General features: G+C 71.9%; 18 protein-coding genes and 1 pseudogene. 8 read left to right on the plus strand and 11 right to left on the minus strand.

Going from position 1 to position 21,583, the window contains the following annotated elements:
- Nucleotides 1-85: 85 nt before the first annotated feature.
- The 5 genes from ACFV9J_RS02550 to ACFV9J_RS02570 all read right to left on the minus strand — a co-directional run bounded on the left by ACFV9J_RS02550 (nt 86) and on the right by ACFV9J_RS02570 (nt 4,237).
- A complete protein-coding gene (locus ACFV9J_RS02550; RefSeq protein ID WP_164383496.1) occupies nt 86-859 on the minus strand; it encodes a succinate dehydrogenase iron-sulfur subunit in 774 nt (257 codons plus the stop codon).
- Nucleotides 859-2,613 carry a succinate dehydrogenase flavoprotein subunit gene (sdhA, locus tag ACFV9J_RS02555; protein ID WP_385348642.1) on the minus strand — a complete coding sequence of 585 codons (1,755 nt, stop codon included), beginning with the start codon at nt 2,611-2,613 and terminating at the stop codon, nt 859-861. Before sdhA ends, ACFV9J_RS02550 begins: the two co-directional genes overlap by 1 nt.
- Before the next feature lie 19 nt (nt 2,614-2,632).
- Entirely contained in the window at nt 2,633-3,115 is a 483-nt protein-coding gene (locus ACFV9J_RS02560) for a succinate dehydrogenase hydrophobic membrane anchor subunit (protein ID WP_385348645.1), read from the minus strand.
- 5 nt (nt 3,116-3,120) lie between these two features.
- On the minus strand, nt 3,121-3,501 hold the full coding sequence (sdhC, locus tag ACFV9J_RS02565) for a succinate dehydrogenase, cytochrome b556 subunit (protein ID WP_003974113.1): 381 nt from the start codon (nt 3,499-3,501) through the stop codon (nt 3,121-3,123).
- 181 nt (nt 3,502-3,682) lie between these two features.
- The gene (locus ACFV9J_RS02570) at nt 3,683-4,237 is read right to left on the minus strand and encodes a 2-oxo-4-hydroxy-4-carboxy-5-ureidoimidazoline decarboxylase (RefSeq protein WP_385348648.1); all 555 of its coding nucleotides are present in this window, start codon (nt 4,235-4,237) and stop codon (nt 3,683-3,685) included.
- A gap of 230 nt (nt 4,238-4,467) precedes the next feature.
- Between ACFV9J_RS02570 and ACFV9J_RS02575 the strand changes: the two genes are divergently transcribed.
- The 6 genes and pseudogenes from ACFV9J_RS02575 to ACFV9J_RS02600 all read left to right on the plus strand — a co-directional run bounded on the left by ACFV9J_RS02575 (nt 4,468) and on the right by ACFV9J_RS02600 (nt 10,308).
- Complete coding sequence (locus tag ACFV9J_RS02575; RefSeq protein WP_385348651.1) at nt 4,468-6,090, plus strand: glycoside hydrolase family 20 protein; 1,623 nt, start codon at nt 4,468-4,470, stop codon at nt 6,088-6,090.
- A gap of 111 nt (nt 6,091-6,201) precedes the next feature.
- Nucleotides 6,202-6,642, plus strand: a pseudogene (locus tag ACFV9J_RS02580) (hypothetical protein); the annotation flags it as partial.
- A 273-nt stretch (nt 6,643-6,915) separates the two neighbouring features.
- The gene (locus tag ACFV9J_RS02585; protein ID WP_385348654.1) at nt 6,916-7,497 is read left to right on the plus strand and encodes a hypothetical protein; all 582 of its coding nucleotides are present in this window, start codon (nt 6,916-6,918) and stop codon (nt 7,495-7,497) included.
- Nucleotides 7,498-7,664: 167 nt separating this feature from the next.
- Nucleotides 7,665-8,087, plus strand: coding sequence for a hypothetical protein (locus ACFV9J_RS02590; protein ID WP_385348657.1), 423 nt, complete (start codon nt 7,665-7,667; stop codon nt 8,085-8,087).
- Between the two features lie 383 nt (nt 8,088-8,470).
- The gene (locus ACFV9J_RS02595; protein ID WP_385348660.1) at nt 8,471-9,133 is read left to right on the plus strand and encodes an RNA polymerase sigma factor; all 663 of its coding nucleotides are present in this window, start codon (nt 8,471-8,473) and stop codon (nt 9,131-9,133) included.
- Nucleotides 9,133-10,308, plus strand: coding sequence for a hypothetical protein (locus ACFV9J_RS02600; protein WP_385348662.1), 1,176 nt, complete (start codon nt 9,133-9,135; stop codon nt 10,306-10,308). The genes ACFV9J_RS02595 and ACFV9J_RS02600 overlap by 1 nt, the downstream gene beginning before the upstream one ends.
- A gap of 237 nt (nt 10,309-10,545) precedes the next feature.
- On the opposite strand, the gene ACFV9J_RS02605 is transcribed toward ACFV9J_RS02600, so the two are convergent.
- Entirely contained in the window at nt 10,546-11,421 is an 876-nt protein-coding gene (locus ACFV9J_RS02605; protein WP_385348886.1) for a L,D-transpeptidase family protein, read from the minus strand.
- Nucleotides 11,422-11,692: 271 nt separating this feature from the next.
- On the opposite strand from ACFV9J_RS02605, the gene ACFV9J_RS02610 reads away from it, so the two are divergent.
- Nucleotides 11,693-13,273 carry a methylmalonyl-CoA mutase gene (locus tag ACFV9J_RS02610; protein WP_385348665.1) on the plus strand — a complete coding sequence of 527 codons (1,581 nt, stop codon included), beginning with the start codon at nt 11,693-11,695 and terminating at the stop codon, nt 13,271-13,273.
- Nucleotides 13,274-13,298: 25 nt separating this feature from the next.
- On the opposite strand, the gene ACFV9J_RS02615 is transcribed toward ACFV9J_RS02610, so the two are convergent.
- Complete coding sequence (locus ACFV9J_RS02615; protein ID WP_385348889.1) at nt 13,299-14,726, minus strand: FAD-dependent oxidoreductase; 1,428 nt, start codon at nt 14,724-14,726, stop codon at nt 13,299-13,301.
- An 81-nt stretch (nt 14,727-14,807) separates the two neighbouring features.
- Here ACFV9J_RS02615 and ACFV9J_RS02620 point away from each other — a divergent pair, with 81 nt between their 5' ends.
- Complete coding sequence (locus tag ACFV9J_RS02620; protein ID WP_385348668.1) at nt 14,808-15,458, plus strand: TetR/AcrR family transcriptional regulator; 651 nt, start codon at nt 14,808-14,810, stop codon at nt 15,456-15,458.
- Here ACFV9J_RS02620 and ACFV9J_RS02625 read toward each other — a convergent pair.
- From ACFV9J_RS02625 to ACFV9J_RS02640, 4 genes are all read right to left on the minus strand, one after another.
- Complete coding sequence (locus tag ACFV9J_RS02625; RefSeq protein ID WP_385348671.1) at nt 15,443-16,474, minus strand: class I SAM-dependent methyltransferase; 1,032 nt, start codon at nt 16,472-16,474, stop codon at nt 15,443-15,445. The genes ACFV9J_RS02620 and ACFV9J_RS02625 overlap by 16 nt on opposite strands.
- Nucleotides 16,475-16,550: 76 nt before the next feature.
- Nucleotides 16,551-17,693 (minus strand): acyltransferase family protein, encoded by a 1,143-nt coding sequence (locus tag ACFV9J_RS02630; protein WP_385348892.1) that lies wholly within the window; start codon nt 17,691-17,693, stop codon nt 16,551-16,553.
- A 53-nt stretch (nt 17,694-17,746) separates the two neighbouring features.
- On the minus strand, nt 17,747-18,694 hold the full coding sequence (locus ACFV9J_RS02635; protein WP_385348674.1) for a class I SAM-dependent methyltransferase: 948 nt from the start codon (nt 18,692-18,694) through the stop codon (nt 17,747-17,749).
- A 183-nt stretch (nt 18,695-18,877) separates the two neighbouring features.
- Complete coding sequence (locus ACFV9J_RS02640; protein ID WP_385348677.1) at nt 18,878-21,544, minus strand: glycosyltransferase family 4 protein; 2,667 nt, start codon at nt 21,542-21,544, stop codon at nt 18,878-18,880.
- Nucleotides 21,545-21,583 lie beyond the last annotated feature (39 nt).

The raw sequence follows: 21,583 nt of genomic DNA on the forward strand, positions 1-21,583 counted from the left end.
CCCGATGGTGTGGCATATGCCAGAAGGCCCCGCTTCCAGGGGAAACGGGGCCCTCACAGCCGTCAACCGGCGTACACCGACGGAGTCAGAAGCGGCGCGTGATGAGCGCTCGCTTCACTTCCGCGATGGCCTTGGTGACCTCGATGCCGCGCGGGCAGGCGTCCGTGCAGTTGAAGGTCGTACGGCAGCGCCAGACGCCGTCGCGGTCGTTCAGGATCTCCAGCCGCTGCTCCCCGGCCTCGTCGCGCGAGTCGAAGATGAAGCGGTGGGCGTTGACGATCGCGGCCGGGCCGAAGTACTGCCCGTCGTTCCAGAACACCGGGCACGAGGACGTGCACGCGGCGCACAGGATGCACTTCGTCGTGTCGTCGAAGCGCTCGCGGTCCTCGGCGGTCTGGAAGCGCTCACGCGTCGGCTCGTTGGTGTCCTTCGTGATCAGGAAGGGCATCACGTCCCGGTACGCCTGGAAGAACGGCTCCATGTCGACGACCAGGTCCTTGAGGACCGTCAGGCCCTTGATGGGCTCGACCGTGATCGGCTTCTCGGGGCTGAGGTCCTTGATCAGCGTCTTGCAGGCCAGGCGGTTCTTGCCGTTGATCCGCATGGCGTCCGAGCCGCAGATGCCGTGCGCGCAGGAGCGGCGGAAGGTCAGGCTTCCGTCCAGGTCCCACTTGATCTTGTGCAGCGCGTCGAGGACGCGCTCCTTCGGGTCGATCTCCAGCTGGAAGTCTTCCCAGGTCGCCTCGGCCGCGACCTCCGGGTTGAACCGCCGCACGCGGAAGGTGACCGTGATGTAGGGGGAGTCGGCGAACCCGGGCTCGGGAGCCGAGTCGTTCTTCTCCATGACAGGGGTAGCCATCAGTACTTACGCTCCATCGGCTGGTAGCGGGTCTGGACGACCGGCTTGTAGTCGAGCCGGATGGACTCGGCGCCGTCGTCGCCCACCTCGCGGTACGCCATGGTGTGGCGCATGAAGTTGACGTCGTCGCGGTTGGGGAAGTCCTCGCGGTAGTGACCGCCGCGCGACTCCTTGCGGGCGAGGGCGGAGACCGCCATCACCTCGGCCAGGTCGAGCAGGTTGCCCAGCTCGACGGCCTCCAGCAGGTCGGTGTTGAAGCGCCGGCCCTTGTCCTGGATCGACACGTTCTTGTAGCGGGCGCGCAGCTCGGCGATCTTCTCGACGGCCGTCTTGATCGTCTGCTCGGTGCGGAACACCATGACGTTGGCGTCCATGCACTCCTGCAGCTCGCGGCGGATCGTCGCCACCCGCTCGGTGCCGGTGGACGAGCGCAGCCGCTCGATCTGCTCGACGACCAGGGTCTCCGGGTCCTCGGGCAGCTCGACGAAGTCCGCCTTCTGCGCGTACTCCGCGGCGGCGATGCCCGCGCGGCGGCCGAAGACGTTGATGTCGAGCAGCGAGTTGGTGCCCAGGCGGTTGGCGCCGTGCACCGACACGCAGGCGACCTCGCCGGCCGCGTACAGGCCGGGGACGACGGTGGTGTTGTCGCTGAGGACCTCACCCTCGACGTTGGTCGGGATGCCGCCCATGGCGTAGTGCGCGGTCGGCTGGATCGGGATCGGGTCCGTGTAGGGCTCGATGCCGAGGTAGGTGCGCGCGAACTCCGTGATGTCGGGCAGCTTGGCGTCCAGCTGCTCCGGCGGGAGGTGGGTGAGGTCCAGGTAGACGTGGTCGCCCTCGGGACCGCAGCCGCGGCCCTCGCGGATCTCCGTGTAGATGGAGCGCGAGACGACGTCACGGGAGGCGAGGTCCTTCATGACCGGCGCGTACTTCTCCATGAAGCGCTCGCCGTCCTTGTTGCGCAGGATGCCGCCCTCACCGCGGGCGCCCTCCGTCAGCAGGATGCCCATGCGCCAGATGCCGGTCGGGTGGAACTGGAAGAACTCCATGTCCTCCAGCGGCAGTCCGCGCCGGTACACGGCCGCCTGGCCGTCACCGGTGAGCGTGTGCGCGTTGGAGGTCACCTTGAAGAACTTGCCGGTGCCGCCGGAGGCGTAGATCACGGACTTCGCCTGGAAGACGTGGATCTCGCCGGTCGCCAGCTCGTAGGCCACCACACCGGCCGACTTCTTGACGCCGTCGACCTCGGTGATCAGCTGGTCCAGGACGTAGAACTCGTTGAAGAACTCCACGCCTTCCTTGACACAGTTCTGATAGAGCGTCTGGAGGATCATGTGACCGGTGCGGTCGGCCGCGTAGCAGGAGCGGCGGACCGGGGCCTCGCCGTGGTTGCGGCTGTGACCGCCGAAACGGCGCTGGTCGATCGTCCCGTTGGGCGTCCGGTTGAACGGCAGGCCCATCTTCTCCAGGTCGAGGACCGAGTCGATGGCCTCCTTCGCCAGGATCTCGGCGGCGTCCTGGTCGACCAGGTAGTCACCGCCCTTGACCGTGTCGAAGGTGTGCCACTCCCAGTTGTCCTCCTCCACGTTGGCCAGCGCGGCGGCCATGCCGCCCTGCGCGGCGCCCGTGTGGGAGCGGGTGGGGTAGAGCTTCGTCAGCACGGCGGTGCGGCTGCGCTTGGTCGACTCGATGGCCGCGCGCATGCCGGCGCCACCGGCGCCGACGATGACGGTGTCGTACTTGTGTACCTTCATGATTTTCGCAGCCCCGTGCCTAGCGGATGTTCGGGTCGAAGGTGAAGATCACCAGCGTGCCCAGCAGGATGGTGAACACCGTGGCGGTGTAGAGCAGGCCCTTGAGCCACAGACGCGTGTTGGGGCGCTCCGCGTAGTCGTTGATGACCGTGCGCAGGCCGTTCCCGCCGTGCAGCATCGCGAGCCAGAGCATCAGGAGGTCCCAGACCTGCCAGAACGGCGAGGCCCAGCGGCCCGCCACGAAGGCGAAGCCGATCTTCGAGACGCCGCCGTCGAGCACGAGCTGGATCAGCAGGTGGCCGAGGACGAGCACGACCAGCACGACGCCGGACAGCCGCATGAACAGCCAGGCGACCATCTCGAAGTTGCCCCGGGTGGACTTCGGGGTCTTCTTCGTGCGGGCGCGGGGCGCCTCGATGAGCGGCGCCGGGTTGTCGGCCGTGTAGAGGGAGGCGCCCTCGACGGGGCCGATCCCGGAAGCGGGGGATTCAGTCGTGGACATTGGCGTCAGCTCCCGAACAGTTCACGAGCGGCGTGGCCGAGGACGGGGTAGATCGCCCCGAGCATCAGCACGACCCACAGGGCGACGACGGTCCAGAGCATCTGCTTCTGGTAGCGGGCGCCCTTGACCCAGAAGTCGACGGCGATGACACGCAGGCCGTTGAGCGCGTGGAAGAGGATGGCGGCGACGAGGCCGTACTCCAGCAGCGCGACGATCGGCGTCTTGTACGTGGCCACGACGGTGTCGTAGGCCTCGGGGGACACCCGCACGAGAGCGGTGTCCAGCACGTGAACGAACAGGAAGAAGAAGATGAGGACGCCGGTGACTCGGTGAGCCACCCAGGACCACATTCCTTCCCGGCCGCGGTACAGCGTTCCAGCCGGCACGGAAATTTCCTCCGGGAGCGGGGATTGGGGCCGCGCCGGCTTTCCTTGTCGGTCGGGCCCGGCCGGGTACGGTCCACCGGCCCCCAGCATGGTAGCGACGTGTACCTGCGGTGCTTACAGGGGGCCTGCCGGTGTGATCAAAGTTGCACTCAAAGGAGCAGTGGGGTTGCGGCGGGGGCGGCTACGGGGGTGAGGGTTTGGTGTGGTTTGCCGGGTGCGGGTCGCGGGTGGCTGGTCGCGCAGTTCCCCGCGCCCCTTGGAGGGCGTTGTTCAAACGTGTTCTTGCCAGTTGCCGGAGTTCTTCTGCCGCTACCAGGCGTTCTTCATCCGGGTCGTTGTTCAAACGTGACCGGATGACGGTCAGTACGTGGTTCAGGATCTCGTCCGGACTCAAACCGTCCAGGCAGATGACGAACACGTGTCCGAAGCGGGACTCGTAGGCCGCGTGGGCCGCGTTCAGGGCGGTGTGGGCTGCCGCGTAGGTGTCCTCGGGGAGGGCGGGCAGCGTCTCCGTCGCCAGGGCCTCGGTCAGGTCGTCCGGGGAGAGGTCGTAGGCCGCCTCGTCCGCCGCCGCCAGGAGGGCGGGGAGGTCCGGGTAGGGGCGGTGGGCGGTGAGGCGGTGGGCCCAGCCGTGGGAGTGCAGGCAGGCGAGGAGGGTCTGGGCGGCCTCGTCGGCGGGGGCCGCGTTGAAGCGCTCCAGCGGGGTGGCCGTTGCCGGTGTGGCGCGTGTTTGCACCGGTACCGGTATGGCCACTCGGCGGGGGAGGTCTGGGAGACGGTGCGCAGGCAGCGTGGGTCCTCGTGGGCTTCACGTGTGTGTCGGCAGGGGATTGTGCGAAAGGTGTGGCGTCACGTTATCGAGTGACGGCAACGCGTGTCCGTCCGATGCCCGAATTTCACCCGAACGGGAGAGTTTCAGAACATGTGGTGGACGCATGACGGCAACGGCGACCTTAGGTTGGCGCTGTGAGCCAGCACGGAGGCCGGATACCGGCGCACAAGGTGAGACAGCGGGCCGTGATCGCCGGCGCGGTGGTCGCCGCGCTCGGCGTGGGAGCAGGCCTGTGGGCCACTGACGGCGACGGCGACGGCGGCGGCCCACAGGGTTCGGCGACCCGGTCGTCCACCGGTGAGGCGGCCGCCCCCAGTCCCAGCCGGTCCTACCCGCTGTCCAAGGAGCCGCGCACCATACCCGCCGTGCGCGAGCACACCGCGGCCCGCGGCCCCGGCTGGCAGCCCGAGAAGGGGAACCGGGTCGTCGTAGCCGACTCCGGCCTCGCCGACGAGGGCAAGCAGATCGCCCAAGACCTGGGGATGACGTACGCGGGGGAGAAGGACGACGAGCGCGCCGGGGACCTGCTGCTCGACGTGAAGGCCGACAAGGGCGCGAACCCGGAGTCGTACACCATGACCGTGCGGGACGGCCGGGTCACCGTCACCGGGCCCGCCGAGGCCGGGGTCTACTACGGCACCCGCACCCTGAAACAGGCGGTGGACGGCGGCGGCACCGCGCCGGAGGGCGTCGTGAAGGACGAGCCGGCCAAACCGAAGCGCGGCTTCTCGCTCGACATCGCCCGCAAGCACTACAGCGCCGACTGGATCAAGGACCGGATCCGGGAGCTGGGCGACCTCAAGTTCAACGAGCTGGGCCTGCACTTCTCCGACGACCAGGCCTTCCGCATCGAGTCCGACTCGCACCCCGAGATCGTCTCGGACGACCATCTGACCAAGGCGGAGATGAAGGAGATCATCGATCTCGCCTCCTCGCGCCACATCACCGTCGTCCCCGAGATCGACTCGCCGGGCCACCTCGGCGCCGTGATCGCCGCGCACCCCGACCTGCAACTGCGCAACGCGCAGGGCACCGCCACCCGCGGCGCCATCGACATCTCCAAGCCCGAGGCCGCGAAGATCGTCGACGACCTGCTGAACGAGTACGCCGACCTCTTCCCCGGCTCCCAGTTCCACCTGGGCGCCGACGAGTACCAGGCGCTCGTGGTGCCCAACCCGGAGGCGTCCTACCCGACGCTGGCCGCCGCGGCCCGCAAGGCCTACGGCTCCGACGGCACCGTCGCCGACCTCACCACCGGCTGGCTCAACGGCCGCGCCAAGACGGTCATGGCCCACGACCGCGTCCCGCGCGCCTGGAACGACGGCTTCTTCAAGGACACGTCCGTCGAGCCGCTCAAGGACATCAAGGTCGCCTACTGGACCGGCAAGGAGATCGGCGCCCGCCCGCCGACCGAGTACCTGAGCGAGGGCCGCCAGGTCCTCAACTACAACGACGAGTTCCTCTACTACGTGCTCGGCCAGCCGCAGACCTTCGTCTATCCGACCGGCGAGCGCATCTACGAGCAGTGGACCCCGCGCGTCCTGCGCGGCACCACCGCCGTCGACGCCAAGTACGACGACCAGATCCTCGGCGGCAGCTTCGCCGTCTGGGGCGACTTCCCGAACGCCCAGACCCAGGCCCAGGTCGCCGAGGGCATCCGGCTGCCGCTGGCCGCGACGGTCCAGAAGCTGTGGGACCCCGGCAAACCCGAGCTGTCCTGGACGGACTTCGCGGCGCTGGCGAACCGGCTCGACTGACCTCGACCGACGCGGCCAACACGCCGATTGGCCGATCCTGCTGCGAACTCCCGTACGGCTGTGGTGGTCTTTTGCTGCCGAGCCGAACCGACACGCCGGGGGGACCGGGACATGGGCTACTGGGGGTACTTCGTCGTCGGCCGCGCCCAGCGGCCGCTCGCGGAGCTGGAGGCACTGTCCGGTGCCGGGGACATGACCCTGCGCCGGACCGCGCCGGACGGCTGGCAGGTGTGGGAGTTCCCGGGCGGCGACGGAGACGTCGGGAACATGAACGACCTGGCCGGGCAGACCGGCGCGCCCGCGCTGTTCGGCTACGTGATGGACAGCGACTGCGTGGTCGTGGAGGCGGCGGCGCCCGAGAGCGGGGCGTGGACGACCTGCCTGGCGCGTACCGCCATGGCCGGATACCTGGGTGCCGAGCGGGACGGGCTCACCCTGGAGGACTACTTCCTGGAACCCCGGGACGCCGCCGAGCGCGCCGTCGCCTGGGCCGCCGAGGCGGGGTGTGCCGCGAGCACCGCCGAACTGGCGCGGGTGCTGTCGGACGACCCGGCTGCGGATGAGGGCGACGACGAGGACGAGGACCGGGACGAGAGCGAGGGCCAGGACGAGGGCGGGGGCGCGGGGGTGACTGCGGAGCCCAATGCGGGTGGCGACGGGGTCGTCCTTGCCTCCGGTCCGGTGGCCGAAAACCTCTTCTTCCGGTTCCTCGACCGGCTGGGCGTCGTACCGCTGTGACACTCCCGGGCCGTCGCACGCAGTAAGGGTCAGTGCGGGCTCCGTGGTGGTGAGCGGGGCGCAGCGGCCGGAACAGGGAGGCACCCGATGAGCCTGGTGGAACTGATCGCGCGGGCCGACGCACGCGGACTCGCCGCGAGCGGGCTGGCTTGTTTGGATCGCTGCGTCCCACTGCTCGACGGCGACGACGAGGCCCTCAGACCCCTGTGGGCGACCCTCGCCGACGCGTCCGGCGACGAGACCGGCGACGCGACCGGACCCGACTGGGCCGAGGCGCTGGCGCAGGTGCGGGACAAGCTCGCCGGACCCGACGCCACGGGTGAGGACGAGGCCGTGGTCCTGGCCCGCCGCATGCTCGCGGCCGCACCGGCCGAGTGCTCCGGCCCGGCGCTGCTGACGTGGGCCGACGCCTGTTCCGTCGCCTCGCTCCGCATCCACCGGCTGCTCGACCCGGCGGCGGGCGCGGCCCCGGAGGGCGACGTCCCCCGCGACGCGGGCACCGAGGGTCTCTCCCCGCTCGTCGCCGCCGAACTGCGCCGCCAGGCCGGTGTCCTGGAACTGCTCGCCGGGCACGGCGCGGCCGGGCTGCGTCCGGCACTGGAGGTCTCCACGGAGGGGCGCCGCGTGCTGCGCGCGGTGGTCTCCCGCCGGGCCCGGGGACGCGGTTGAACGCCGGTGCCGCCGTCGGGCCGTGCCTGTGACCGTCGTGCGGGGAACGCGCGGTGGCGGTGCGGCGGACGTGGGGGAGGTGGGGCGGTCCTGCGCCGGTTGCGGAACGGCCGCTTCCCACGTGTGACGCGATCCCGTGCCACGGCGCTTTAGCCCATGTGACGACTGTGACGAGCGGATTGACGAGCGGATTGACGAGCGGGACGACGAGTCCGCGGCAGACCCGGCCGTCGGCCGCCGCCAAGCCGGTGCGGTGGGCGGCAGACGCGGTGGCCACGATGCGCGAGGGCGCGAGGCTTCGCCTGGACTACTCGGCGCAGAGTCTGTGGCGCGTGGACCGGATGATCGACGGCATCCGGGGCGAGGAGGCGCCGTACGCCGCCGTGGAGACGGCGCTGCGCGGACTCGGCGCGTACGCCGGGGAGGTGATCGTCCGTCAGGCCGGCGGCGAGTGGTGGACGACCGGTGGCGACCACTGGGTCCGCACCCCGGACGGCCGCCTGTGGGACCCGATCGACGAGGCCCGCCGCTGCTTCGCGGGCGACGGGTCCCTCCGCCTGCTGTGCCGGGACGCGACGGCGGCCCGGTGACGCAGGGAAGGGCGACAGCGGCGGTGTCGGCAACGCCGCGGAACCGGTCCCCGGCCGGGGCCAGTAGCCCCCACCAGCGACGACCGCGGCGGCCAAGGCAACGGCCGGGGCCGCCACCCCCCACAGGAGAGGCCCCGGCCGTCGCGCGGCACGGGCCGCGCGGCGGCCCGTACTCCCTTCAGCGCCGCGACTGCGTTTTCTGTCACACCTCACCGCGTCACGGGTTAGTTGCATCTTGTACGGCAATGCGAGGAGGACATGGACGAGTGGCGGTTTCAAGACGTAACGTGCCATTCGCGCCGGTGCAGCGGGGGCTCGCTCCCGCGACGGCGAGGACCAGGTCCGCGAGAGCGGCGCCGGTTTAGGCGTAGAAAGGCTTCTCGGTGCTGGGGGACGACGCGGAGCTGACCGCCGCGGTGTGTGCGGCACAGGACGGGGACGAGACCGCGTTCCGGACCGTGTACCGCGCCGTGCATCCGCGACTGCTCGGATACGTACGTACGCTCGTCGGCGAACACGACGCCGAGGACGTGGCGTCCGAGGCCTGGCTCCAGATAGCCCGTGACCTGGAACGGTTCGACGGCGACGCCGACCGGTTCCGCGGCTGGGCCGCACGCATCGCCCGCAACCGCGCGCTGGACCAGATCCGCATGCGCGGCCGCCGGCCGGTGATCGGCGGCGATGAGACGGAGCTGACCGGCAAGCCCGCGGAGTCCGACACCGCGGGTGAGGCCATGGAGGCGCTGGCCACCGGCAGCACCCTCTCCCTCATCGCCCGGCTGCCCCAGGACCAGGCCGAGGCGGTCGTGCTGCGCGTGGTGATGGGCCTCGACGCCAAGAGCGCCGCCGAGACCCTGGGCAAGCGGCCCGGCGCGGTCCGCACCGCCGCGCACCGTGGCCTGAAGCGGCTGGCCGAACTGCTCGGCGGCGATCCGGAATCGGGCGGTGGGCTCGACGCCCTGCCGCCGCAGCGAGAACCGCGCGGCCGTGCGGTGACGTCCGCGAGTGTGACGCATACGCGTGCGCGGACGCAGAAGGACATGTGATGGCCGACGAGCAGGACAAGTGGCTGGACCGCGAAACGGCGGAGTCCCTGCTGCGCGGAGAGCCACTTGAGGGTGCCGCCCCCGCGGTTCGCGACCGCGCCGAACGACTCGTCGCGGCCCTGGGCGCGCTCGCCCCGCCGGCGCCGGCGGGCGAGGAACTCCCCGGTGAGGCCGCCGCGTTGGCGGCCTTCCGCAAGGTGCGCGCCGAGCAGGCCGACGTGTCGGCGGCGGCCTCGGCCGCCGTCGGGCACGGTGCCGCGGACCGGCTCTCCGGCGCCGGTCCCGTCCGCATCGGTTGGCGCGGCGAGGGCGCCCGGCGGCCGCGCCGGGGCCGCCCGCTGCGTCTCGGGCTGGCCGCCGCGCTGGCCGTCGGCATGATCGGCGGGGTGGCGGCCGCGGCCGGAACCGGAGTGCTGCCGGCGCCGTTCGACCGCACCGAACCGGAACCCGCCGCCACCGTCTCGGCCGCGGCCTCGCCCGGCCGTCCGCTCGCCCCGCCCGCGCCGCTGGACGGGGTGCAGGGCGGGTCGGTGCCGGGGGCCACCCCGGGCGCGCCCGAGGGGGGCACCGCGCGGGACGGCGGCGAGGCCGAGGACCGCGGCGCCGACGACCAGAACCCCGGCGGCTCCGACGGCCGGCGGTCGAGCCTCGCCGCGTCCTGCCGCAAGGTGCGCGCCGGCAAGGAACTCGACACCGCCCACCGGCGCGCGCTGAAGGAGGCGGCCGGGGGAGCCTCGCGGGTCGGGAAGTACTGCGGCGCCCTCCTCGCCGGAACCGGCCCCGGCGGCCGGGACGGCGCCGACCGGGCCACCCCGGGAGGGCTGGTCCGGGAGGGCGAGCTCCGCGGGGACACCGGCGACGACGGCGGCAAGGGCGAGAAGAGCGACGACGGCGGCAAGGGCGGCAAGAGTGACGAGGACAAGGACAAGGACAAGGACAAGGGCAAGGACAAAGGCAAAGGCAAGGGCGACGACGGTGACGACGACGACGGCGGCAACGGCGACGAAGACGCCGACGCCGACGCCGACATAGCCCCGCCCCGGCGCGGTCCCCACCACCCCGCTCGCCCCCACCACCCCGACCGGGCCCACCACCCCGACCGGGTCCACGGCCCGCACACCCTCTCGGGCTACCAACCCCGGCCGCAGCGCACCGGCGCGACCCACGCCGCGTAGTCCCGCGATCCCCTCTGACCTGCACGTTCGTGGGCGGCGGGGATTTTTCTCGCCGGGGGTGTGACACTTTCGGCCGCCGTGACGCAGTAATGAGTGAGCCGACTGGTCATCGGCTTTCGCACCGAGCCGGGGTTCCCCCCGTACCTGCGGCTCGTGCACCTCGGCGCGGGCGGGACACGTTCCCCCGGTCCCGCCCGCGCCCCATTCACCGCCCGGCGGTCGTGCCGCCGCACCGCCTCACCGGTACACGACGACCTTGTCGCCGGTCTTCACCTGCGCGTACAGATCCGCGATCGCCGCCTCGTCCCGCACGTTGACGCAGCCGTGCGAGGCACCCGCGTAGCCGCGGGCCGCGAAGTCGTGGGAGTAGTGCACGGCCTGGCCGCCGCTGAAGAACATGGCGTACGGCATGGCCGAGTCGTACAGCGTGGAGACGTGGTGGCGGGACTTCCAGTAGACCTGGAAGACACCCTCCCGGGTCGGGGTGTACCGCGAGCCGAAGCGCACGGACATCGTGGACACGGTCCGCCCGTCGATCATCCAGCGCAGCGTGCGGCTCGACTTGCTGACGCACAGCACCCGGCCGCTCGTGCAGCGCGGGTCGGGCGCGGCGGCGGGCTGGCCGCCCATCAGGTACAGGTCCCACTTGCCCGGCTCGTGCGACATCCCGAGCAGCCGCCGCCAGGTGACGGAGTCGGTCCGCCCGGTCCGCGGCAGCCCGCGCTTGCCCTGGAAACCGCTGACCGCGCGCTCGGTCAGGTCGTCGTACGTCCCGGTCGGCCCGTCCACGAGCCACTCCACCTGGCGCAGCCGGGCCTGCAACTCGCGGACGTCCCGGCCGGTGTCGCCCCGCTCCCACAGCACCCTGGCCGCCTTCGCCCCGGCGGCGGGCGCACTCGACGGCTCCCGGCCCCGGGCCGACGTGCCCGACGGTCGTCGGTCTCCGGACGGCGTGTTCTTCGGCGGGGCCCCGGTGGTGACGTCTATGCGTACCGGCGCGTGCCCCTTGCCGTCCGGCCCCGTGCCCTGCACGGTGCAGCCGCCCGCCACCAGTACGGCCCCCAGCGCGGCGGCGACCACCCGTCCCCTGCGCCCCATGCCCGTCATACGCATCACGGCCCCCCCGTAGCCTCACGGCCCCGCACGGACGTCCCCAGGAATGTTCCCCGGGATGACGCGCCGCGAACGGCACGGCATCTTTGTGACCGGGACCGCACCGAGGTTGTGAGGAAGGTCCCAGCGTGGGCCTCTCCACCGGGTGCACGCGCGCGGATACAGTCCGTCGAAGTGTCGGTCCGTACCGGCGGGTAAATGGCGGGTGGTCCGAGCAGTACGAAGCGGTACGAAGCAGTACGAACATGTGCTCAGCGGGAGGCATCACACCATGACGCGCGAGTCCGAGTCCGGGCTGCCCATCGAACCGGTCTACGGGCCCGACGCCCTGGCGGACTGGGAGGCGGCCGAGAAGCTGGGCGAGCCCGGGAAGTACCCGTTCACCCGGGGCGTCTACCCGTCGATGTACACGGGCCGGCCGTGGACGATGCGCCAGTACGCCGGTTTCGGTACGGCGACCGAGTCCAACGCCCGCTACAAGCATCTGATCGCCAACGGCACGATGGGCCTGTCGGTCGCCTTCGACCTGCCCACCCAGATGGGCCACGACTCCGACGCGCCGATCGCGAGCGGCGAGGTCGGCAAGGTCGGCGTGGCCATCGACTCCGTCGACGACATGCGGGTGCTGTTCGGCGGGATCCCGCTGGACAAGGTCTCCACGTCGATGACGATCAACGCCCCGGCCTCGCTGCTGCTCCTGCTCTACCAACTCGTCGCCGAGGAGCAGGGCGTGAGCGCCGACAAGCTCACCGGCACGATCCAGAACGACGTGCTGAAGGAGTACATCGCGCGCGGGACGTACATCTTCCCGCCCAAGCCCTCGCTGCGGCTGATCGCGGACATCTTCAAGTACTGCCGGGCCGAGATCCCGAAGTGGAACACCATCTCGATCTCCGGCTACCACATGGCCGAGGCGGGCGCCTCGCCCGCGCAGGAGATCGCCTTCACCCTCGCGGACGGCATCGAGTACGTGCGCACCGCGGTCGCGGCCGGCATGGACGTGGACGACTTCGCGCCCCGCCTCTCCTTCTTCTTCGTGGCCCGTACGACGATCCTGGAGGAGGTCGCCAAGTTCCGCGCGGCCCGCCGGATCTGGGCCCGGGTGATGAAGGAGGAGTTCGGCGCGAAGAACCCCAAGTCGCTGATGCTGCGCTTCCACACCCAGACCGCGGGCGTGCAGCTGACCGCCCAGCAGCCCGAGGTGAACCTGGTCCGCGTCGCCGTGCAGGGCCTGGGCGCGGTCCTCGGCGGCACGCAGTCGCTGCACACCAACTCCTTCGACGAGGCCATCGCGCTGCCGACCGACAAGTCCGCGCGCCTGGCCCTGCGCACCCAGCAGGTGCTCGCCTACGAGACGGACGTGACGGCGACCGTCGACCCCTTCGCCGGCTCCTACGTCGTCGAGCGGATGACCGACGACGTCGAGGCGGCGACCCTGGAGCTGATGGGCAAGGTCGAGGACCTCGGCGGCGCGGTCAACGCCATCGAACACGGCTTCCAGAAGAGCGAGATCGAGCGCTCCGCCTACCGCATCGCCCAGGAGACCGACTCCGGCGAGCGGGTCGTGGTCGGCGTCAACCGCTTCCAGCTCGACGAGGAGGAGCCCTACGAGCCGCTCCGCGTCGACCCGGCCATCGAGGCCCAGCAGGCCGACCGCCTGGCCAGGCTCCGCGCGGAGCGCGACCAGCAGGCCGTGGACTCGGCCCTTGCGGCCCTGAAGAAGGCCGCCGAGGGCGAGGACAACGTCCTGTACCCGATGAAGGACGCGCTGCGCGCCCGGGCGACGGTCGGCGAGGTGTGCAACGCCCTGCGGGAGGTCTGGGGGACATACGTCCCCTCGGACGCCTTCTGAGGGCACGAAGGAACCGGTTCGGGCCTCAGCCCCCCAGCCCGAACCGGTCCACGTACCCGCCCAGCCCCTCCGGCGTGTCCCCGGCCCAGCCCACGTACCCGTCCGGCCGTACGAGGAACAGCCCCGTCCCGTACGCCCCGTGCGCGCCCCCGCGTACCACCCGCACCGCGGGCCCCACGCCACCGCCGGGCGCGTCGGTGCCCAGCGCCAGCAGCGTCCAGTGCGGCCCCCGGAAGGCGTCGAAGAGCCGTACGCCGGCCACCGTCCCGTCGGGTGCGCGGTCCCCGGCCCGCACCGCGCCCTCGCCGACGGTGTCCCGCGTCTCCACGGTCAGCGACGACTCCCGGTAGCCCAGGCCCAGCTGCCGGGTCGCCGCGCCGCGCCGCACCTCGCCGCGGTGGACGCCGGTCGACAGGTCGAGCATCTGCGCGGCGATCGGGCGCCGTTCCTCCTCGTAGCTGTCCAGGAGCGCGGCCGGGGCCTCGCCCGTCAGCACGGCGCCCAGTTTCCAGCCCAGGTTGTAGGCGTCCTGGACGCTGGTGTTCAGGCCCTGGCCGCCCGCGGGCGAGTGCACGTGCGCCGCGTCCCCGGCGAGGAAGACCCGGCCCGAGCGGAACCGGTCGGCCAGGGCGGCCCGCGGCCGGAAGTCGGAGGCCCAGCGCACCTCGGTCACGTCCTCGGCGGCGATGTGCGAGCGCTCCGCGACGACCTTGCGGACGCCGTCCGGGGAGAGGTCCACCTCCGCGTCCTCCGGGAACCGCGCGGTCACCTGGAAGTCCTCGGTACCGGCCAGCGGGCAGACGGCGAGGAAGTCGGCGCCGTCGTGGGGCGGGAAGATGTGCCAGTTGTCGCGGTCCAGGCCGCTGATCCGGACGTCCGCGACCAGCGTCGGGTTCGGGTCGACGGTCTCGCCGGTCATGCCGATGCCCAGGGCGCGGCGCACCGCCGACCGGCCGCCGTCCGCGGCCACCAGGTAGCGGGCGCGGACCGCTCCGCCCGAGGCCAGGTGCGCGGTGACGGTGTCCGCGTCCTGCGTGAGACCGGTGACCTCCCGGCCGAAGGCGATCGTGCCGCCCAGCTCCGCGAGCCGCGCCGCCAGGATCTCCTGCGTGCGCCACTGCGGCACCATCCACGGCGCGTTGTACGGCGAGTCCTCGCCCGGCTCCGCCGGGTCGAACATGTGGTGCTCACCGACCCGCTCGCCGTCCCGCCAGACCATGCCGACCGGGTAGGTGCCGCCCGCCGCGTGGATGGCGTCCAGGACCCCGAGGTCGTCGAAGACCTCCATGGTGCGGGGTTGCATGCCCTTGCCCCGTGAGCCGGGGAACAGCCCGTCCGCTCGCTCCAGGATCAGCGCGCGGACCCCGCGCCGGGCCAGGTCGACACCGAGGGCGAGGCCGGTGGGGCCGGCACCGACGATCAGGACATCCGTGTCCACGACGCCCTTGTCCATGACATTCACGACGATTCTCCTTAACGATGTTAAGTACCGTTCGGGTACGAGGATGGCCTTAACGCCGTTAAGCTGTCAAGTGTGAGTACGGAACGACGCGCCCCCCTCGACCGCCGACGGGTCGCGGACACGGCGCTGAAGCTGCTGAACGAGGTCGGTCTCGACGGCCTGACCCTGCGCGCCATCGCCAGGGAGCTGGACGTCAAGGCGCCCGCCCTCTACTGGCACTTCAAGGACAAGCAGGCCCTGCTCGACGAGATGGCCACCGAGATGTACCGGCGGATGGTCGCCGAGACCCCCCTCGACCCGGCCGACACCTGGCGGGAGCGGCTACTCAAGGCCAACCGCGGCCTGCGTACCTCCCTGCTCGGCTACCGCGACGGCGCCAGGGTGTTCAGCGGTTCACGCTTCACCGGCGCGGTGCACGCCGAGCAGATGGAGGAGACCCTGCGGCTGTTCACCGCCACCGGGCTGACCCTCGCGCAGGGGGTCAGGGCGGCCACGACGACGTACCTGTTCACGCTCGGCTTCGTCACCGAGGAACAGGGCGTCGAGCCGCTGCCCGGCGAGCGCCGGGAGGGCTTCGACGTGGACGAGCGCGCCCGCCTGCTGGCCGACTACCCTCTGACGGCCGCGGCGGGCGCGGAGATCTTCATGGACTACGACCGGCACTTCGAGGAGTCGCTGGCCCTGGTCGTCCAGGGCATCGCGGCCACCTACGGCCTCGACTGAGACGCCCCCGCCGCCCTGCTCGCCTTCGCCCGCCGCGCCGCCCGGTAGCGGCGCACCGCACGCGTGACGAGCGGCGGCAGCAGGTCCAGGGCGAGCCGCCGGGTGCGGTCCCGCGAGACCGACGGCCGGGCCGCACGGGCCGCACGGGCCGCCGGACGCGCCTGCGCGGCCTGCCCCGGCACCGGCGCGGCGTCCGGCCGGCCCGCGTCGGGCGCCGCAGCGGACTCCGGGGCGGGCTCCGGGGCGGCCGCGGGGTGCCGCGAGGACGGCAGCGAGGGCGGCCGCAGCCGCTTGCCCCGGGCGCGGGTCCGCACCAGCCGCTGCCCGGCGGCCCGCTCCACGGTCACGGCGATGTCGTCGCGCCCGCGCAGCGCCGCGAGCAGCTCCTCCTGCACGGGCTCCGGGTCGCCCCAGGTGCCGTACAGCTTCTGGCTGCTCAGGCAGACCGGGCGCAGCCCGCGGTTGAGCACCGCCTCCCAGGCCGCGACGGCGACGCCCGGGGTGTGCTCGCTGCGGAAGTCGTCCAGGACGACGATGCCGTCGGGCCCCAGCAGCGACCTGGCCGCGCCGATGTCGCCCTCGACGTGCTCGTACAGGTGCGAGGCGTCGATGTGGACGAAGCGGCAGGTGCCCGGCGCGACCTCGTCGACGACCGCGGAACTGGGCGCCTGGATGATCCTCGGCAGGGCGTCGTGGAAGGAGAGGTAGTTGCGTTCGAAGGCCTGGCGGGTGAGCGAGGAGTACGACTTCGCCGCCTCCGCCCGGTTGGCCGCGTCCGGCGGCTCGGCGCCGAACAGGTCGCAGACGGTGAGCGTCTCGCCGTCCCGCAGCCGGTGCCCGAGCAGGATCGCGCTCTTGCCCAGGTAGGCGCCCAGTTCCAGCAGGTCGCCGCGGGTGTCCAGCCGCTCCTGCCGCTCCAGGAACCAGGAGAACAGCACCTGGTCGAGGGGCCAGAACCAGCCGGGGACGTCGTTCAGCTCGCCGGGGTACTCGTGCGTCTCTTGCGCAGTGGCCATGAGGCGAGGATGCCCCCTCGGCACCCGAAAGGGAGGGGACCGCGCGATACGACGGTCAGAAAATCGCACGTATCGCTCAATGTGTCCGCGACAGCACGTTCCGCAGCCGGGGAGTCAGCGTGTTCTCGACGTACCGGTTCAGCAGCCAGGCCAGTACGAGCATCGCCGCGACCGTCAGCAGGAAGGTGGCGTACGACGGGACGCCCAGATCCTGGTGGAGCACCTCGATGACGACCCAGCCCAGGTGCTCGTGGACGAGGTAGAACGGGTAGGTCAGCGCGCCCGCGACCGTCAGCCAGCGCCAGTCGGCCCGGCTCAGCCAGCCGAGCGCGATGGCGGCGACCAGGGCGAAGCCCAGCGTGACGATCAGGATGATGCCGAACGACGTCCGGTTGGCGAAGGCGTCCGGCGAGGGCGGGCGCCACAGGTCCTGCACGGCGAAGTACTGGCCGATCAGCCAGCTCACGGCGACGATGCCCCACGCGTACGCGTCCCGCCGGTCCCGGTACACCAGGTACAGGCCGATGCCCCCGATGAAGAACGGCGCGTACTGCGGCATCAGGACCAGGTCGAGCAGCGGCTCCTCGGCCGCCTGCGCGAGCGCCGCTCCCAGCGTCCAGCAGGCGCAGAAGAGGATGACCCGCCGCCGGGTCGCGCCCGGCAGGACGACACAGAGGGCGAACAGGGCGTAGAAGCGGATCTCCGCCCACAGCGTCCAGTCCACGCCCAGGACCCGGTCGGCGCCCAGGGGCTGGTGCAGCAGCGTCAGGTTCAGCAGCCCCTCGCTCGGCGAGACCGCCTCGTAGGCGACGACCGGCAGGGCGAACACGGCCGTCACGAGCACGACCGCCACCCAGTAGGCGGGCAGCAGCCGGGAGGCGCGCGAGGCGAAGAAGGAGCGCAGCGACCGCCCCCACCCGCTCATGCAGATGACGAAGCCACTGATCACGAAGAACACCTGCACGCCCAGGCAGCCGTACGCGAACAGCGAGTGCAGGGTCGGGAACTGGAACTTCGGCGACGACCCCCAGGCCGTGGTCACGTCACCGCCGCGCCCGCCGTAGTGGTACGCCGCCACCATCAGCGCGGCCACCAGCCGCAGTCCGTCCAGGGCGCGCAGCCGCCCCTTCGTGGACCTGGGCGGCGCCGGTGCCGGACCGGACGGGACCGGACGGGAGACGGTCGCCTCCGGCCGCGGTATGGACGTGCTCACGACCATCTTGGTCACGCTCGTACTACTCCTTCGACCGCTGTCCGGTCGTTCATCGGTGGTCAGGACGCCCGCAGGTACGCGGAGTGCGCGGCCTTGCCCAGGTAGGTGAAGCGGGTCTCGCCCTTCAGGTGGTCGTCCAGGGCGGCCTTGATGCCCGGCCAGTGGGGGTCGCCGTAGTCGTCCAGGACGACGATCCCGCCCGGCGCGGAGATCTCCTCGGCCCACTGGAGGTCCTGGGCGACACCCTTGGCCGAGTGGTCGCCGTCCACGACGATCACCCCGTAGCGGCGGTCCGAGACGGCGGCCCGGGTCCCGGGGTCCTCGGAGTACCCGCGCTGGATGCGGGCCGCCGCGCCCGCCGGGCCGGCCAGACCCAGATTGGTGCGTACGGCGTGCTCGTCGACCGGGGTCCCGGTGGGGTCGGGGCGCTGCTCGGTGCCGGGCTGGAGCTGGACGCCGGCGAAGGGGTCGACGATGGTCAGGTTCGGGCCGCGGCCGTCGCGCTCCAGCATCCGCACGAGCCCGGCGGAGAACATGCCGTACAGCGTGCCGATCTCCAGGACCTCGTCGTTCGGCGGGTCGAGCAGCGGGATGGTGCCGAGCTTGCCGCAGATGTTCATGGTGCCGCCCGCGATCCGGCCGACGCCCAGCGACTCCAGCGCGACCAGCAGCCGGAACGCGGCGGACACGTTGCGCACCGCCGCGTCGCGGTCCCCGGACAGGGCCGTGACCTCGGCGTACAGGCGTTCCAGCGGAGCCTCGGCCACCATGCGCGAGATGCCGCGGCCACGGGGGCCGCAGAGCAGCTCGAAGGTGAGCTGCCGGCGCTTGAGCACCTCGACGTCCCGCACCAGCCGCTCGGTGTCCGGGCCGTCCGGCGCCCCCTGGGTGCCGGCGCGCCGGGCGGCCGAACGGACCTGCCGCGCGATGCGCTCGTCGATCAGGTCGGCGACCGGGCGGAGCAGGCGCCGGGCCGCCGGGCCGCGGAGGAGGGAACGGCTGTTCATGCGTCAAGGACCTCAATCCGTCACGGAGTTGAACGTGAGTACGAGGAACACGGGTGGGGGTGGGGCAAGGCTAGGCATGCGCACGGCCGGGAGAAGAACAGCCGAGCGGGCCATCGGGAGAACTTCTGGGGAACTCCGGCCGTCCGGCAGGGGACGGTCGTCCGGCACCGGCCGGACAGCCCCTCAGTCCCCCTTGCGCAGCCGCGCCGAGTGATGGGTCACCTGGGCCCTGACCGACTCCCTGCGGGCCAGCTGGCGGATGGCGCGGCCGCGCGGGCCGAGCAGGGCCGCCACCCGGGAGATCTCCGACCACACCCGGCCCCGGTCGCCCCCGGCGATGGCCGCGGCGGCCAGGAGCCGGCACGCTTCACCGGTCCGGCCCCGGGCGGCCTGCAGTTCGGCCATGCCGATCAGCACGTCCACCGGCTGCCGGCGGCGCAGGATCTCGGTGCCCACCCGCAGGGCGTCCTCGACGTTTCCCGCGGTGACGTGGCGCTTGAAGTCCTCGTTGAGGTGCCGGATCTGCTGGGGGATCACCGCCCGCAGCTCTTCGGGAGCGTCGCCGTCCGCCGTCCCGGAGTCCTCCTCCGGCGCGGCGTCCCGCCCGTGCGGCACCCGGCCGGGCCCGGGAAGTCCCAGGGCGGCCGTCATCCGGGCGCTGAACGCGGGGACGGCGAACAGTTCCTCGACCTCCCGGTAGTCGTCCTCCGAGACCTGCTCGTCCAGTACCGCCCGCAGGGCCTCGAACGCCGCCTCGGGGGTGTAGTCGGCGAAGGAGCGGTAGCCCGGCACCCCGTCGAGCACCTCGTGGGAGCCGACCCGCCGGTAGGTGACCACCCGCAGCCGCTGCTGGACGGCCTCGACCACCGACAGCGGCATCGGGTCGTCCACGGAGGAGAGGAAGAAGACGTCCGACGCGGCCAGCTCCTCCCGCACCCGCGGCCGGGACAGGGCGCCCGTCCACGTCACCCGGTCGGAGAGCAGGGTCGACGGGGCGATCCGCGGGGTGCGGTGGCCGACCCACGCGAACCGCCACGGCAGGCCCTCGGCGTGGGCGAGCTCCGCGACCCGGGAGAAGAGGTCCAGGCCCTTGCGGTCCTGCATGGAGCCGACCATCACGATCCGCGGCAGCGCCCCCGGCACGTCCCGGGCGCGGACCCGGTGGGTGTCCTGCGGAACGGAGTTGTAGACGACGACGGGATCGGCGACGCCGAGCCCGCGGAACATGTCGGCCTGGGCCGTGGAGACGCACAGCACGCTCAGCTCCGGCAGCAGCTTCAGCATCTCCTTGTGCCGCAGCGCGCTGTGCTCGGCCTCGTAGGCCATCACGTGCTCGGTCTCGTGCGCGTACAGGAACACCGCCCGGTCCTCGGCGAGCAGCGTGCCGACGAGATCGTTGCCGATGGCCGAACGCCACAGCGGGGCGAGGCTGTTGACGAGGACCACGTCGATGTCCCGCAGCGCGTCGAGCACGTCCTCGGTACGGCAGTACGCGCCCAGGTCGAGGTAGCGGACGTCCACGGGGGAGTGCGCGAGCAGCGCCTGGGTGTACGTCAGGACCGGGATCGCCACGCCGGTGACATAGCCGAAGCCCAGGCCCAGCACGGCCAGCGAGCGGGGCGGCCGCTGCCGGTCCCGTACCGCCCGCAGCGCCCGCTCGGCACGGGTGCCGGCCGGTGTGCGGGAGGCCGCGCCGGAGACCGGGGCGGCACGCGGCGCACGGACCCTCGCCTCCTGGACCACCGTGAGGATCCGCTCCGCCACGTCGTCGTGGAAGGAGAGGAAGTGGGTCAGCGGCTCACCGGTGTTGTTGCCGGCGAACTTGCCCGTGCGGTGCAACTGACCCACGACATCGACGAGTTCTCCCACGCTGCCGACGTTGCGCAGCAGCGCGTGATTGACGGCGGGGAAGACGATGTTCAGCGGCGGCGGGCTGAACAGCACCAGCGGGACCCCGGCCCGCAGGGTCTGCAGATAGGTCGTGGAGAAGAACGTCAGGGCCAGGTCGTAGGATTCCAGGCCCGCCGCGTCCACCAGCGTCGACTCGTCCAGGACCGTGACCCCGGGCAGCGTGCCCAGCCAGTTCAGGTGACCGGAGAGGGTCGAGGGATGCGGCTTGACCGCCACCTCACCGAACTCGGCGAGCGCCTCGCAGGCCGCCCGCAGGTACTCGCGGTGCTGACCGGCCGCCAGTTTGCGCTGGTCGCCCAGGGGCTGGTCGAGGACGATGATCCGCAACGGGTCCCGCGAGGAACGCGCGGGCCGCGGCGCCGGATTGAGCGTGGCGCGCAGCAGGCCCGGGTCGTCGCTGTGGCCGAGGGCGCCGGTGATGTGGACGACCGGGTCGTCGTCCGCCCTGCGGTACAGCAGGTGCTGGGCGGTGGAAGGCCCCCAGACGCAGACGGCGGCGGGGCCCGAGGAACCGTAGTACCAGTTCTGGTCGCGGAGCCCGGGGCCGAGCCTCTTGTAGCGGAAGTCGAGATGCCCGTCCTGGACCAGGACCACCGGCAGCGTCCCGGTGAGGGCCTGGGCGACCCTGCTGCCGCGCTGCGAGCGGTCGTTGAAGAGGACCAGCCGGTCCACGGACTCCCTCCGCACGAAGTCCGATATTCGGGGGCCTGTCTCCTCCAGGAACTGCGCGTGCGCGAGCGCCTCCTCCGCCCGGAACAGGTTGTCCACCCGCGCCCCGTCCAGCCGGGCCGAGGCCTCCTCCCCGATCCACCGCCCCACGTCCCCTTCGAGGTCGGCGGTGACCAGCAGGAACGTGTGCTCCCGTGCCCCCGGCGCGTTCATGATCCCTGCGGTGAGACCGACACCGTTGCGGTTCTCGATGAAGACGGCGATACGCATAGACGACCAGCCCAGTTGTGATTTTTCTGGGGAGATTTC

Origin of the sequence: Streptomyces sp. NPDC059906 (genome assembly GCF_042730645.1) — a bacterium.
In the GTDB taxonomy this organism is placed as follows: Bacteria; Actinomycetota; Actinomycetes; order Streptomycetales; family Streptomycetaceae; genus Streptomyces; species Streptomyces rubrogriseus.